11 protein-coding genes are annotated in these 14,317 nt (G+C 71.3%); 7 read left to right on the forward strand and 4 right to left on the reverse strand.

Annotated features, from left to right (window positions below; all coding sequences use genetic code 11):
• Positions 1-1,293 carry an alpha-L-fucosidase gene (locus tag ACZ7LU_RS05105; protein ID WP_468086096.1) on the forward strand — a complete coding sequence of 431 codons (1,293 nt, stop codon included), beginning with the start codon at positions 1-3 and terminating at the stop codon, positions 1,291-1,293.
• Positions 1,294-1,331: 38 nt separating this feature from the next.
• A complete protein-coding gene (locus ACZ7LU_RS05110) occupies positions 1,332-2,768 on the forward strand; it encodes a polysaccharide lyase 6 family protein (protein ID WP_471111340.1) in 1,437 nt (478 codons plus the stop codon).
• A 24-nt stretch (positions 2,769-2,792) separates the two neighbouring features.
• Here the strand turns inward: ACZ7LU_RS05110 and ACZ7LU_RS05115 are convergent, their stop codons facing one another.
• On the reverse strand, positions 2,793-3,296 hold the full coding sequence (locus tag ACZ7LU_RS05115; RefSeq protein WP_398299408.1) for an FBP domain-containing protein: 504 nt from the start codon (positions 3,294-3,296) through the stop codon (positions 2,793-2,795).
• A 137-nt stretch (positions 3,297-3,433) separates the two neighbouring features.
• Here ACZ7LU_RS05115 and ppk2 point away from each other — a divergent pair, with 137 nt between their 5' ends.
• Positions 3,434-4,393, forward strand: a complete 960-nt coding sequence (gene ppk2, locus ACZ7LU_RS05120; protein WP_398299406.1) for a polyphosphate kinase 2 — start codon at positions 3,434-3,436, stop codon at positions 4,391-4,393.
• A gap of 66 nt (positions 4,394-4,459) precedes the next feature.
• On the opposite strand, the gene ACZ7LU_RS05125 is transcribed toward ppk2, so the two are convergent.
• A complete protein-coding gene (locus ACZ7LU_RS05125) occupies positions 4,460-5,707 on the reverse strand; it encodes a serine hydrolase domain-containing protein (RefSeq protein WP_471915737.1) in 1,248 nt (415 codons plus the stop codon).
• A 239-nt stretch (positions 5,708-5,946) separates the two neighbouring features.
• Between ACZ7LU_RS05125 and ACZ7LU_RS05130 the strand changes: the two genes are divergently transcribed.
• The 3 genes from ACZ7LU_RS05130 (at position 5,947) to ACZ7LU_RS05140 (ending at position 11,656) form a co-directional block, all read left to right on the forward strand.
• Positions 5,947-8,004 (forward strand): phosphocholine-specific phospholipase C, encoded by a 2,058-nt coding sequence (locus ACZ7LU_RS05130; protein ID WP_471915738.1) that lies wholly within the window; start codon positions 5,947-5,949, stop codon positions 8,002-8,004.
• Between the two features lie 63 nt (positions 8,005-8,067).
• Positions 8,068-10,647 carry a valine--tRNA ligase gene (gene valS / locus ACZ7LU_RS05135; RefSeq protein ID WP_471915739.1) on the forward strand — a complete coding sequence of 860 codons (2,580 nt, stop codon included), beginning with the start codon at positions 8,068-8,070 and terminating at the stop codon, positions 10,645-10,647.
• A gap of 85 nt (positions 10,648-10,732) precedes the next feature.
• Positions 10,733-11,656, forward strand: coding sequence for an LURP-one-related family protein (locus ACZ7LU_RS05140; RefSeq protein WP_471915740.1), 924 nt, complete (start codon positions 10,733-10,735; stop codon positions 11,654-11,656).
• A 167-nt stretch (positions 11,657-11,823) separates the two neighbouring features.
• On the opposite strand, the gene ACZ7LU_RS05145 is transcribed toward ACZ7LU_RS05140, so the two are convergent.
• The gene (locus tag ACZ7LU_RS05145; RefSeq protein WP_398299396.1) at positions 11,824-12,735 is read right to left on the reverse strand and encodes a DMT family transporter; all 912 of its coding nucleotides are present in this window, start codon (positions 12,733-12,735) and stop codon (positions 11,824-11,826) included.
• Positions 12,732-13,568, reverse strand: coding sequence for a phosphatase PAP2 family protein (locus ACZ7LU_RS05150; RefSeq protein WP_471915741.1), 837 nt, complete (start codon positions 13,566-13,568; stop codon positions 12,732-12,734). Before ACZ7LU_RS05150 ends, ACZ7LU_RS05145 begins: the two co-directional genes overlap by 4 nt.
• A gap of 159 nt (positions 13,569-13,727) precedes the next feature.
• Between ACZ7LU_RS05150 and ACZ7LU_RS05155 the strand changes: the two genes are divergently transcribed.
• Positions 13,728-14,312, forward strand: coding sequence for a TetR/AcrR family transcriptional regulator (locus ACZ7LU_RS05155; RefSeq protein WP_362994993.1), 585 nt, complete (start codon positions 13,728-13,730; stop codon positions 14,310-14,312).
• The last annotated feature ends 5 nt before the right edge of the window (positions 14,313-14,317 follow it).

Below are 14,317 nucleotides of genomic sequence, written 5' to 3' on the forward strand. Positions count from 1 at the left end.
GTGACCCCGACCGCCGCCCCGGACACGACCTGGTTCACCACCGACCGGTTCGGGATGTTCGTCCACTGGGGCCTGTACTCCCTCGCCGCCCGCCACGAGTGGGTCAAGAGCAGGGAGAAGCTGTCCGACGAGCAGTACCAGGTGTACTTCGACCACTTCGACCCCGACCGCTACGACCCGGTGCGGTGGGCGAGGACCGCGAAGGCCGCCGGCATGCGCTACGTCGTGCTGACCACCAAGCACCACGACGGCTTCTGCCTGTGGGACAGCGCCCTCACCGACTACAAGGTCACCAAGACTCCGTACGGCCGCGACCTCCTCACCCCGTTCGTCGAGGCGTGCCGTGCCGAAGGGCTCAAGGTCGGCTTCTACTACTCGCTGATCGACTGGCACCACCCGTCGTTCCCCGTCGACGGCACCCACCCCCAGCGCGACGACGAGGAGTTCAAGGCCGCCCACGCCGACCGCGACATCGCCGACTACCGGCGCTATCTGCACGGCCAGGTCCGCGAGCTGCTGACCGGCTTCGGCCGCGTCGACCACCTCTTCTTCGACTTCTCCTACGCGGGCCGCCACTGGTGGGGCGGCAAGGGCCCCGACGACTGGGACTCGCCCGGGCTGATGCAGCTGATCCGCGAGCTCCAGCCGCACGTCCTCGTCAACGACAGGACCGGCCTGCCCGGCGACTTCGTCACCCCCGAGCAGTACCAGCCCGCGGGGCCCATGACGAAGGACGGGAAACCCGTGGTCTGGGAGGCCTGCCAGACCCTCAACGGCAGCTGGGGCTACGACCGTGACAACCACGACCACAAGAGCGCCGACCTGGTGATCCGCATGCTCGTCGACGGCGTCTCCAAGGGCGGCAACCTGCTGCTCAACGTCGGCCCCACCGGCCGCGGCGACCTCGACCCGCACACCGTCGCCGTCCTCGGCGAGCTGGGCCGCTGGATGGACCTGCACGAGAGGTCGGTCCGCGGCTGCGGCCCCGCCCCGTACACCGCCCCCGCCGACTGCCGCTACACCCGGCGCGGCGACCGGCTCTACCTCCACCTCTTCGCCTGGCCGCTGCGCCACCTGCACCTGCCCGGACTCGCGGGCCGGGTCCGCTACGCCCAGCTCCTCAACGACGCGTCCGAGATCCCCCGCGTCGAGATCGCTCCCGGGCAGCCCGCGCTCAACACCGAGATGGGCGGGCAGCCCGCAGGCACCCTCACCCTCCAGCTCCCCGTGCAGCGCCCGGACACGCCCGTCCCCGTCATCGAGCTGTACCTGGACACATCCACCGGCAGCTGACGCACCGCCCACCCCCCGAAACCCCCCATGGAGGCACCATGCAACGCCGCACGTTCCTCACCGGCACCGCCGTCGGAGCGGCACTCGCCGCCGCACCGCTCGCCACCCTGCGCACGGCGGGCGCGGCCGAGCCCACGGCGTCCGCCACCGTCAGCTCCCTGACCGACCTGCAGAGAGCCATCGACGGCGCGGCGCCCGGCGACCGGATCGTCCTTGCGGACGGCACCTACACCGTTCCGCCGGGCGACTCCATCGACGTGACGGGCAAGCACGGCACCCAGGACGCGCCCATCACCATCACCGCGGCCTCCCGCGGCGGCGCGGTCCTGCGCGGCGAGCGCGGCTTCGTCTTCAGCGGGTCGAGCAACATCACCGTCAGCGGCTTCGCGTTCCGCCAGAGCACCACCCTGGAGATACCGGCGAACTGCTCGCGCATCCGGCTGACCCGCAACGACTTCCGGCTCGCCGACATCGAGGGCCTCCACTGGGTGATGGTGCGCGCCGACGACACGAAGATCGACCGCAACCACTTCCACGGCAAGACCACCCTCGGCGTCTTCCTCGGCGTCGAGGGAGCGGGCGGCACCGCCATGGCCCAGCGCGTGCACATCCTCCGCAACCATTTCTCCGACCACACCTTCGCCGGTGCCAACGGAGGGGAGCCGATCCGCCTCGGCGTCAGCCCCCGCGCCCTGTCCGGCGCCCGCGCCGTCGTCGAATACAACCTGTTCGAGCGGTGCGACGGAGACCCCGAGGCCATCTCGGTGAAGTCGTCCGACAACACCGTCCGGTACAACACGATCCGCGACAGCGCCGGCGGCATCGTCCTGCGCCACGGCAACCGCACCCGGGTGGAGAGCAACTACCTGCTCGACGGCAAGGAAGGCCTGCGCCTCTACGGCAACGACCATCTGATCGTCAACAACTACGTGGCCGGTCTGTCCGGCCGGGCGCTGGTCATCGGCAGCGGCAGCACCCGCGACCACCACTCCGGAGAGACGGCCGACGAGCGGCGCGGCAACGACGCCTGCGACCGCGCGGTGATCGTGCACAACACCCTGTACGGCAACGCCGAGACGCTCTCCGGAGAGGACCGCCCCTACGAACCCCAGAAGGTGGTCGTCGCCGACAACCTCCTGGTGGGCGACTCCGGAGACCTCGTCGCGATGGAGAAGACCACCGGCTTCACCTGGCGGAGCAACCTCCTGTGGGGCGCCGCGGCGAACGGCAACATCCCCTCCGGCGGCTTCACCCGGGCCGACCCGAAGCTCCGGCGCGGGCCCGACGGCGTGTTCCGGCTCTCGGCGGGCAGCCCGGCGATCGGCAGGGCCACGCTGGGCAGCCCGGCCGTGACCGACGACATCGACGGCGACCCGCGCGGCGCCACACGGGACATCGGCGCCGACGAGTACGCGACGGCGGCACCATTGCGCCGCCCCCTCACGGCGGCGGACGTCGGCCCGCACGCGCCCTGACCTGCGGCTCCTGACGGGCTCCGGTCAGCCGTCGAGGACCTGGTCCAGGAAACCGTTCAGGTTCTGCATGGTCCGCGCGTTCTGCTCCTCCGGCGTGAGGCTCTCCTCCAGGCGGCGGCGGGCCTGCGCCGTGGTCTTCTTCCCCCGTACGTAGAGGGAGCAGGCCAGGTCCGCGCAGATGTACAGCCCGACCGAGTTGCCCTGGCGGCCCGCCGCGCCCGCCTTCGGGGCCACGAGCAGCGTGATGCCGGAGCCGGACTGCGGCGTCACGCAGACCGAGCAGATGCTGGACTTGAGCATGCTCCTGCGGGCCCCGGTGGAGGCCCGCAGGGCGATGCCCACGGGCCGGTCGTCCCGCCACGTCACGACATAGCCGCGCTCGGGCGCCTTGGGGTCCCGCCAGCCGAGAAAGTCCAGGTCGGACCAGGGGGTGTCGGCGAAGTCCGCAGGGAGGGTGAGTCTGCGGGCCTCGCCCTTCGAACAGTTCACAAAGGACGCACGGATCTCGTTCTCACTGACGGACTTCATGATCCGCAAGGTACCAACGGGCCTCGGGTACCGTCCTGCCATTTTCTGCCGGCCACCGGGCGCGGGTGCTGAGTCGCGGTCCTCGGGGCAGGCTGTCGACTGAGGCGTCGAGGGAGTTTCGAGGGAAAGGTGGCCGCGTGGTGCCGACCGGTGAGAACGGCGAGGATCTGCTCAAGGGCCTTTCGGTGGACGAGGCCCGCCCGGAGCGCCCGGTGCTCCTCGACGAGGAGGGGCAGCCCCTTCAGACGTGGCGGGAGAACTACCCGTACGCGGAGAAGCTGGGCCGCCGGGAGTACGAGCGGCGCAAGCGGATCCTCCAGATCGAGCTGCTCAAACTGCAGAAGTCGGTGCGTGACCGGGGCCTGCGCATCGTGGTGCTGTGCGAGGGGCGTGACGCGGCGGGCAAGGGCGGCACGATCAAGCGGTTCACCGAGCGCCTGAACCCGCGCGGCGCGAGGACCGTGGCCCTCGACAAGCCGAACGAGCACGAGGCGGGCCAGTGGTACTTCCAGCGGTACGTCGCCCAGCTGCCGACGGCCGGCGAGATCGTCTTCTTCGACCGGTCCTGGTACAACCGCGCCGGCGTCGAGCCGGTGATGGGGTTCTGCACGCCCGCCCAGCACCGGCACTTCCTCGAACAGGCTCCGCTGTTCGAAAAGATGATCACCGATGACGGCATCATCCTCGTCAAGTTCTGGTTCTCCGTCTCACGGGCCGAGCAGCGGACCCGTTTCGCGATCCGGCAGGTCGACCCGGTGCGCCAGTGGAAGCTGTCCTCCACCGACGTCGCCTCACTGGACCTGTGGGACGCCTACACGTACGCGAAGGTCGAGATGTTCCGGGCCACGGACACGGCGCACGCCCCCTGGACCGTCGTGAAGACCAACGACAAGCGGCGCGGCCGCCTCGAAGCCATGCGCCATCTGCTGCTGCGGGTCGACTACGAGGCCAAGGACACGGAGGCCGTGGGGAAGGCCGACCCGCTGATCATCGGCCCGGCCAACACCCTGCTGGAGCCCGGGGAGGACGCCACGGACCTGTCACCCAGCAAGCTCGCCCCCAACGACAAGGGTCCCGGCCGGCACCCCGACACCTGAGTCCCCGGCCGCACCCCGGCCCCTCCGGCCCGCGGATCCCCGGCGTCTCGCGCCGGGCCCGTGGCGTCATGCCCCCGCTGTCGGTCCCCGTTCGGCCAGCCCCTCGTACAGCGCCCCGACCAGGTGGATGCTGCGCAGGTCCTCGCCGGAGGTCCCGGCACCCATGCGGTTCATGGTGTACGCGTACGAGACGCCGTTCTCCGGATCGGCGAAGGCGTACGACCCGCCCGCGCCGCCGTGCCCGAACGCCCGCGGGTTGGGTCCTGCCTGCCCGAACTGGTTGAGCATGTAGCCGACGCCCCACGGCCAGTTCTCGGCGAGCGGGGTGCCCGCCCGCAGCACCAGGTCGGGCTCGTCGCCCTTGCCCTGCCGGGTGCGCAGCCGCTCCACGGCGCCGGGGGAGAGGAGTCTGCCGTTCGCCAACTCCGCGTACACGGCGGCGAGTCCCCGTGCGGTGGCGTGGCCGTTGACCGCGGGGATCTCCGCACCGCGGTAGGCGGCGGCATTCACGTCGCCGAGCGGCAGGTACTGCAGGGCGAGCGTGACCGGCGCCATCGGATGGTCCGTCAGACCGCTCACCGGGGGCTTCGGCGCCTCGCCGAACACGGTGCGGGCCGACTTCGGTGCCTCGCCGGACTCCTCGGGAGCCGACGAAGGCTTCTCGGGGGCGCGGAGCGCCGGCGCCATGTCCGCGCACCGCCCGTGCTCGCTCTCCGGCGTGCCCACGTGGACGTCGGCGCCGAGCGGCCCGGTCACCTCCGTGCGCAGGAACGTCCCGAGCGAGACACCCGTGACGCGCCGCACCACCTCGCCGACGAGGAAACCGAACGTCACCGCGTGATAGCCCTGGGCGGTGCCGGGCCGCCACCACGGCCGCGTCGCCGCCAGCGCGTCCGTCACCTTCTCCCAGTCGTACACCGCGCCAGGCGCCAGCGGCTCGCTCGGCGCGATGAGACCGGCGCGGTGACTCAGCAGCCAGCGCACCGGGATGTCGGCCTTGCCCTCCCGTGCGAACTCCGGCCAGTACCGCGCGACCGGCGCGTCCAGGTCCAACTCGCCGCGGCCGACGAGCAGATGGGCGCAGAGTGCCGTCATCCCCTTGGTCGTGGAGTAGACGTTGACCAGCGTGTCCCGCTCCCAGGGGCGGGTGCCGGTGCGGTCCGCGTCGCCGCCCCACAGGTCGACGACGAGCTCGCCGCCGACCGTGGCCGCGACGGACGCGCCGAGATCGTCGCGCTCGGTGAAGTTCCGCTCGAATTCCGCGCGTACGCGCTCGAATCCGGGGGCGCAGGTGCCGTGCACGCGCAGAGCCATGGCCTCATGGTTGCCTATGGCACCTATCGCCGCAAGAGGGCCGGAGGTGTGTACGACGAGTGAAGAAATGTCTGCGCCGAATGTACGGGTTTCCGCCTTGATGACCGGCGCTTGTGTCCTGCCCGCCAGAGGTTGGACTTCTCTTCACACAGCTGTCACAGGCTCTTCCGTATCGCTTGCTCCCCTTGGCACACTTCACCCCGCTCACGTCCCCCACAAAACACGAGGTCGGAACATTCATGCCTGAACTCAATCGGCGCCGCTTCATGCAGCTGGCCGGCGGCACCGCGACGTTCGCCATGCTCAACCAGAGCATCGCCCGCGCCGCGTCCCTGCCGGCCGCCCGCGCCACCGGCACCATCAAGGACGTCGAGCACGTCGTCGTACTGATGCAGGAGAACCGGTCCTTCGACCACTACTTCGGGACGATGAAGGGCGTACGCGGCTTCGGCGACCCGCGCCCGGTGACCCTGCCCAGCGGCAAGCCGGTCTGGCACCAGCGGGGCGGCGGCAAGGAGGTGCTGCCCTTCCACCCGGACGCCGAGAACCTCGGCATGCAGTTCATCGCGGGCCTCGACCACGACTGGGCGGGCGGCCACAAGGCGTTCAACAACGGCGCGTACGACCAGTGGATCCCCGCGAAGTCCGAGCGGACGATGGCCTATCTGGAGCGGAACGACATCCCGTTCCACTACGCGCTGGCCGACGCGTTCACCGTCTGCGACGACTACCACTGCTCGTTCATCGGGGCCACCGACCCCAACCGCTACTACATGCTCACGGGCCACGTCGGCAACGACGGCAAGGGCGGCGGCCCGGTCCTCGGCAACCAGGAGCTCGGCTACGACTGGACGACGTACGCGGAGCGCCTGGAGCAGGCGGGCGTGAGCTGGAAGGTCTACCAGGACATCGGTGACGGCCTGGACGCGGCGGGCCACTGGGGCTGGATCGACGACGCCTACCGCGGCAACTACGGCGACAACTCGCTCCTCTACTTCAACAAGTACCGCAACGCGAAGCCCGGCGACCCGCTGTACGACAAGGCCCGCACCGGCACCAACGCCAAGGCGGGCGACGGCTACTTCGACATCCTCACGGCCGACGTGAAGGCGGACAGGCTCCCGCAGGTCTCCTACATCGCCTGCCCGGAGGCCTTCACCGAGCACCCCAACTGGCCCGTGAACTACGGCGCCTGGTACATCGCCCAGGTCCTGGACGCGCTGACCTCCAACCCCGAGGTATGGGCGAAGACGGCCCTGTTCATCACCTACGACGAGAACGACGGCTACTTCGACCACATCGTCCCGCCGTACGTGCCGAAGGACGCCAACCAGGGCAAGTCCACCGTCGACACCACCCTCGACTACTTCCCGGGCAACGCCTCCTACGCGGCCGGGCACTACGGCCTCGGGCAGCGCGTCCCGATGATCGTCGTCTCGCCGTGGAGCACCGGCGGCTTCGTGAACTCCGAGGTCTTCGACCACACGTCGATCATCCGGTTCATGGAGAAGCGCTTCGGCGTCAGGGAGCCCAACATCTCGCCGTGGCGCCGCGCGATCTGCGGCGACCTGACGTCCGCGTTCGACTTCAGCGGCAAGGACACCGACCCGGCGAAGCTCCCCGACACCGCCGCCTACGAGCCGCCGGACAAGCAGCGCCACCCCGACTACGTGCCCAAGGCGCCCGCCAACCCGGCGCTGCCCAAGCAGGAGCCCGGCTCCCGGCCCGCCCGCGCGCTGCCGTACGCCCCGCTGGTCGACGGCGCGGCGGACCCGGTGGCCGGGAAGTTCACGCTCACGTTCAGCGGTGGCGCCAAGGCCGGCGTCTGCTTCCACGTCCGGTCCGCGAACCGCACCGACGGCCCGTGGACCTACACCACCGAGGCGGGCAAGACCCTCTCGGACACCTGGAACTCGAAGTACTCCAAGGACGCCTACGACCTCTCCGTCTACGGCCCCAACGGCTTCCTGCGCACCTTCAAGGGCCCCGGCAAGAAGGCGGGCCCCGAGGTCGTCGCCCGCCACGACGGCACGACGGGCAACATCAAGCTGACCCTGAAGAACGCGGGCAGCGCCGATGTGAACCTCACGGTGACCAACGCCTATGGAGGCGCGGGCCAGACCTTCAAGGTCAGGGCGGGCGCCTCCGTGGAGCACACCGTCGACCTGCGGGCGAGCAAGCGCTGGTACGACCTGACGGTGAAGTCCGACACCGACGCCGGATTCCTGCGGCGCCTCGCGGGCCATGTGGAGACCGGCGCGGCGGGCGTCAGCGACCCGGCGATCAGCACCGGCTGACGCCGGGAGAGCGCCGAAAAAAGGGACGCCTGCGGGCGGCGGGCCTGGATAGCATCCAGAGGCATGGCATCCACCCATCGCCGTGCAGGCGTCCCCGAGAAGCCCGTCCTCGACGGGCTCGAAGAGAAGTGGTCTCGGCGATGGGACGAGTCGGGCGTATTCGCCTTCGACCGTTCGAAGACGCGGGATGAGATCTTCTCCATCGACACCCCGCCGCCCACGGTCAGCGGCTCGCTGCACGTCGGCCACGTCTTCTCGTACACCCACACCGACGCCGTCGCCCGCTACCAGCGCATGCGCGGCAAGGAAGTCTTCTACCCCATGGGGTGGGACGACAACGGCCTGCCGACCGAGCGGCGCGTCCAGAACCACTTCGGTGTCCGCTGCGATCCCGCCCTGCCGTACGACCCGGACTTCGCCCCGCCGGAGAAGCCCGGCAAGCACCAACTCTCCATCTCCCGGCGGAACTTCATCGAGCTCTGCGAGCTGCTCACCGCCGAGGACGAGCAGGCCTTCGAGAAGCTGTGGCGCAGGCTCGGGCTCTCCGTCGACTGGTCCCGCACCTACCGGACCATCGGCGCCGACGCCCGCGCCGCCTCGCAGCTCGCGTTCCTTAACAACCTCGCGCGCGGCGAAGCGTACGTCGCCGAGGCGCCCACGCTCTGGGACGTCACGTTCCGTACGGCGGTCGCCCAGGCGGAGCTGGAGGACCGTGAGCGGCCCGCCGCCTACCACCGGATCGCCTTCCACGGCACCGACGGCAGTGTTGACGACGGCCGCCCCGTCGACGGCAGCCTCGTCGAGATCGAGACGACCCGCCCCGAACTGCTCCCCGCCTGCGTCGCCCTCGTCGCACACCCCGACGACGACCGCTACCGCCACCTGTTCGGCACGACCGTCCGCACGCCGCTCTTCGACGTCGAGGTCCCCGTCGTCGCGCACCGCCTCGCCACCCCCGAGAAGGGCACGGGCATCGCGATGGTCTGCACGTTCGGGGACACCACCGACGTCACGTGGTGGCGCGAACTGCGGCTCGCCACCCGGCCGGTGATCGGCTGGGACGGCCGCTTCCGCGCCGAGCCGCCGAGCGGCGTCGAGACACCGGCCGCCGTCGCCGCGTACGCGAAGCTGGCCGGCGCCACCGCGCACACGGCGCGCGAACGCGTCGTCGGGATGCTGCGCGACAGCGGCGACCTCCGGGGCGAACCACGCCACGTCACGCACGCGGTGAAGTTCTTCGAGAAGGGCGACAAGCCCCTGGAGATCGTCACGACCCGCCAGTGGTACGTCCGCAACGGCGGCCGCGACACCGCCCTGCGCGACCGGCTGCTGGCCCGCGGCACCGAACTGGCCTGGCACCCGCCGCACATGCGCGTCCGCTACGAGAACTGGGTCGGCGGCCTCAACGGCGACTGGCTCATCAGCCGCCAGCGGTTCTTCGGTGTCCCGATCCCCGTCTGGTACCCGCTGGACGGCTCGGGCCGGCCCGACCACGACCATCCGATCGTCCCCGACCGCGCCGCCCTGCCCGTCGACCCGAGCGCGGAGACCCCGCCCGGCTACGAGCCGGCACAGCGCGGCGCGCCGCACGGCTTCGTCGGCGACCCGGACGTCATGGACACCTGGGCGACGTCCTCCCTCACCCCGCAGATCGCGGGCAAGTGGCGGACGGACCCGGACCTGTTCGCGCGGGTCTTCCCGATGGACCTGCGCCCGCAGGCCCACGAGATCATCCGCACCTGGCTGTTCGCCACGGTCGTGCGCTCCCACACCGAGCACGACGCGCTGCCCTGGCGGCACGCGGCGATCTCCGGCTGGATCCTCGACCCCGACCGCAAGAAGATGGCGAAGTCCAAGGGCAACGCGGTCACCCCGGACGACCTCCTCGTCCGGCACGGCGCGGACGCGGTCCGCTACTGGGCGGCGAGCGGACGCCCCGGCACGGACACGGCGTTCGACGTCGGCCAGATGAAGATCGGCCGCCGCCTCGCCACGAAGCTGCTGAACGTCGGCAGGTTCGTCCTGAGCCTCGGCGACGTCGATGCGGAGGCCGCCGTCATTGAGCCGCTCGACCGGGCGCTGCTCGCCGGACTGGCGGCGACCGCCGACGAGGCCACCGCGGCCTTCGACGCCTTCGACTACGCCCGCGCCCTGGAGCGCACGGAACAGTTCTTCTGGCGCTTCTGCGACGACTACGTCGAGCTCGTCAAGGCCCGCGCGTACGGCGACCACGGCGACGCGGCCGCGACCGCGTCGGCCCGGGCGGCGCTGCGCACGGCGCTCGACGTCCTGCTGCGGCTCTTCGCACCGGTCCTCCCCTTCGTCACGGAGGAGATCTGGTCGTGGTGGCGCGAGGGCTCGGTCCACCGTGCGGAGTGGCCGAGCGGGTCGGAGCTGCGCGAGCACGCGGGCGACGCGGCGGTCCTCGGCACGGCGTCGGAGGCCATCGCGGCGATCCGCGGGGCCAAGTCGCGGGCGAAGCTGTCGATGCGGGCGGAGGTCGTGACGGCGACGGTCACGGCGGACCGTGCCGCACTCGACCGTTTCGCGGCGGCGCAGGGCGATCTGCGGGCGGCGGGCCGGGTCGGGACGTTCGAACTGCGGGAGGGCGAGGGCGAGCTGCGGGTCGAGGCCGCGTTCTGAAGGGCGCGCCGCCCTCCGTAACGGACGTCACACCCCCGTTGAGGGACTGGCGAACGCCCCGTACACGGAGGGTAGGGTCTGCCGGGTGACAACGCATTCGAACACTCCTGCAGGCTGGTACCCGGACCCTCACGGCGCGCCCCAGCTGCTCCGCTGGTGGGACGGCTCCCAGTGGACGGACCACACCAACCCGGCCCCGCAGGGCCAGGCCCAGCAGGTCCCGCAGCAGGCGCAGCCCGCCGCACAGGCCCAGCAGCCCGCGCAGGGTCAGTTCGGTCAGCCCCAGATGCAGGCGCCGCAGGGCCAGTTCGGCCAGCCGCAGCCGCAGGCTCCGCAGGCGGCCGACCCGGCCAAGGTGCAGCGCCAGGTGCAGAAGCAGGCCGGTGTCGCGCCGTCCGCGCAGGGCGGCGGCACGCTGTTCACGGAGCCGGTCCTGGTCGTGAACCAGAAGGCCAAGCTCATCGAGCTGACGAACGAGTACAGCGTCATGGACCAGGCGGGCAACACGCTCGGCTCGGTCGTCCAGGTCGGCCAGAGCACGCTGAAGAAGGTCGCCCGTTTCGTCGCCAGCGTCGACCAGTTCATGACGCACAAGCTGGAGATCCGCGACGCGTACGGCCAGCCGCAGATGATGCTGACCCGCCCCCGCAAGTTCATGAAGTCGCGGGTGATCGTCGAGCGCCCGGACGGCCAGCAGGTCGGCGAGATCGTCCAGCAGAACATGATCGGCAAGATCAACTTCGCGATGATGGTGAACGGCCAGCAGGTCGGCGCGATCAAGGCGGAGAACTGGCGCGCCTGGAACTTCTCGATCGTCGACCACGCCGACAACGAGGTGGCCCGGATCACGAAGACGTGGGAGGGCCTCGCCAAGACGATGTTCACCACGGCGGACAACTACGTCCTCCAGATCCACTACCAGCTCCCGGAGCCCCTCCTGAGCTTGGTCGTGGCAACGGCCCTGACGGTCGACACAGCCCTCAAGCAGGACGCCCGAGGCTTCGGCTGACCGAGCCCCGCGGGCGCATGGCGGCTGACCGCGCCCCGTCGTCCCCAGGGGCGCGGGGAACTGCGCGCCCAGCCACATCCCACCCGCAGTCCCCGGACGGCGTCGGCGGCACCCCCCGGAGGGGCAGCGTGCCGCCGACGCCGCTGTCGTATGCGGACCGAGCGGGCTCAGGACCGGGAGAGGCGAAGCCCCGCGGTCTCCACCGGCTGAGCCGGGATCGACGGCAGAGGCTCCGGCACGGGGCCATCCACCGCCCCACGGGGCGACCGCGTGAGCACCACGACCCCGTACGCAGCCACCCCCGCCCCCGCCACGGCGAGGAGAATCCCGCCGGCCCCGCCCTGGAGGCGCTCGCCGAGCAGCGCGACGCCGATGACCGAGGCCGCCACGGGATTGGCGAGGGTCACCACGGCGAGCGGCGCGCCGAGACCGCCGCGGTAGGCGGTCTGCGAGAGCAGCAGCCCGCCCGCGGCGAACGCCGCGACCAGCAGCGCCACGACGATCACCTGCGGGCTGAGCAGCGGGCCCGACCGGTCCGTGACGGCGACCGTCACGGTCTGCGTGAGCGCCGACGCGACCCCGGACGCGAAGCCGGACGCGGTCGCGTGCCGCAGTCCGGGCCGGGTGCCGGGCCGGGAGAGGACCCCGATGACCGCCATGGTCGCGGCGGCCACGACCAGCGCCTCCGGCACGGTCAGCGTGTCGTCCGGCGCCGGCCCCGAGGCGGTCAAAAGCAGCGTGCCGAGGCCGATGAGCGTGAGCCCCGTGCCGCGCCACTCCAGGCGCGTGACCCGGCGTCCCGCGAGCCGCGCGCCCAGCGGCACGGCGGCGACCAGGGTGAGCGCGCCGAGCGGCTGGACCAGGGTGAGCGGGCCGTACTTCAGGGCCGCCACGTGCAGCAGCGCGGCGGACGCGTTGAGCCCGACGGACGACCACCAGGTGGCGTTGGCGAGCATGCCCATGACCCCGCTCTCGCCCTCGCGGACCCGCGAGGCGAGCCGCTCCTGGGCGACCGCCGCGGCGGCGTACGCGGCCGCCGAGACGAGGGAGAGCGCGACGGCGAGAAGCGTGGCGTTCATCGGCCGGCCCCCGAGGTGATCAGTTCCCGTGCGGGCACCGAGCGGCGCACGACGCGCGAGCGCCCCGGGCGCGGCAGCCGGATCACCGCGAGGGCGATGCCGAGCAGCGCGGTCGCCGCGAGCGCGTCGAGCCAGTAGTGGTTGGCGGTGCCGACCACCACGAGCAGGGTCAGCAGCGGGTGAAGCAGCCACAGCCAGCGCCACCGCGACGACGTGGCGACGATCAGCCCGACGGCGAGCATCAGCGCCCAGCCGAAGTGCAGCGAGGGCATGGCGGCGAACTGGTTCGCCATGGTGTCGGTCGCGGGCTTGGCCGCGTAAACCGAAGGCCCGTACACCTGTGCCGTGTCGACGAGGTGCGCGACGTCCAGCATCCGCGGCGGCGCGAGCGGGAAGCCGAGGTGCAGCACGAGCGCGGCCGCGGTCAGCGCGGCGAGCACCCGCCGTGTCCATACGTAGTGCCGGGGGCGGCGCCAGTACAGCCAGACCAGGAACAGCAGCGTCGCCGGGAAGTGCACGGTCGCGTAGTACGTGTTCGCGACGTGGATCAGCGAGTCGCTGCTGAGGAGGGCGTCCTGCACGGCGCCCTCGCCGGGCAGGTGCAGCGAGCGCTCGGCGTCCCACACGCGGTGCGCGTTCTGGAAGGCCTCGCCGGTGTGACCGTTGGCGAGCTGCCTGCCGAATTTGTAGACGAGGAAAAGTCCTACGACGAGGAGGAGCTCGCGGACGAGGGGCGGTCGGGCAGATGTGTCCGGCTTCCGGACGGCGGTGGCGCCCGGCTCCCGGACGGATATGTCCGGCTCCCGTTCGACAGGCTCGGTTCGGGATTCCATCCCCCGGCCCCTTTACGTGATGACTGGGTAGTGCGGTCTGAGCGGAGGATCGCCCCACTCATCGATACGCCAGTGTACCGATACGGAGGCGTACCGGTACACTGGCGTATCGAAAGGTGCCGATCGAGCAGGTCGGCCGCCGTACCGAGGAGAAGAGCCATGACGTCGACGTCGAGCCGCTCGAAGATCACGCCGGAGCGTGAGCAGGAGTTCTACGACGCCGTCCTCGACCAGCTCCGCGAGTGCGGCTACGAGGCGCTGACCATGGAAGGCGTGGCCGCCCGCACCCGGTGCAGCAAGTCCACGCTCTACCGCCAGTGGAAGACCAAGCCCCAGTTCGTGGCCGCCGCGCTGCGCGCCAACCGCTGTGTGCGGTTCGCCGGCATCGACACCGGCAGCCTCGCCGGGGACCTGCGGGAGGCGGCCCGCGCCGCCGGCGAGCAGTCGGGGCGCGACACGATGCTGGTCCAGGCGCTCAGCCACGCGGTCCTGCAGGACGAGGACCTCCAGCGGGTGCTGCGCGAGACGCTGGTCGAGCCGGAGCTCAGGGCCATGGCGGCGATCATCGAGCGCGGTGTCGAGCGCGGCGAGATCGCCGCGGGGCATCCGGCGGTGGAGTTCCTCTCCGTGCAGCTGTTCGGCGTGCTGCGGGCCAGGCCGATCCTGGAGGGCGCGTACGCCGACGAGGAGTACGTGACCCGCTTCGTGGAGGCCTGTGTGCTCCCCGCACTGGGCCTCACCTGATCGTG

This window comes from Streptomyces sp. NPDC039462, from assembly GCF_055639375.1.

What these genes read in the sequence shown, in the direction of transcription:
- ACZ7LU_RS05145 (WP_398299396.1), bottom strand. Translation starts at nt 12,735, where the DNA reads ATGAACGCCACGCTTCTCGCCGTCGCGCTCTCCCTCGTCTCGGCGGCC.
- ACZ7LU_RS05155 (WP_362994993.1), top strand. Translation starts at nt 13,728, where the DNA reads ATGACGTCGACGTCGAGCCGCTCGAAGATCACGCCGGAGCGTGAGCAG.
- ACZ7LU_RS05115 (WP_398299408.1), bottom strand. Translation starts at nt 3,296, where the DNA reads ATGAAGTCCGTCAGTGAGAACGAGATCCGTGCGTCCTTTGTGAACTGT.
- ACZ7LU_RS05125 (WP_471915737.1), bottom strand. Translation starts at nt 5,707, where the DNA reads ATGGCTCTGCGCGTGCACGGCACCTGCGCCCCCGGATTCGAGCGCGTA.
- ACZ7LU_RS05110 (WP_471111340.1), top strand. Translation starts at nt 1,332, where the DNA reads ATGCAACGCCGCACGTTCCTCACCGGCACCGCCGTCGGAGCGGCACTC.
- ACZ7LU_RS05150 (WP_471915741.1), bottom strand. Translation starts at nt 13,568, where the DNA reads ATGGAATCCCGAACCGAGCCTGTCGAACGGGAGCCGGACATATCCGTC.
- valS (WP_471915739.1), top strand. Translation starts at nt 8,068, where the DNA reads ATGGCATCCACCCATCGCCGTGCAGGCGTCCCCGAGAAGCCCGTCCTC.
- ACZ7LU_RS05130 (WP_471915738.1), top strand. Translation starts at nt 5,947, where the DNA reads ATGCCTGAACTCAATCGGCGCCGCTTCATGCAGCTGGCCGGCGGCACC.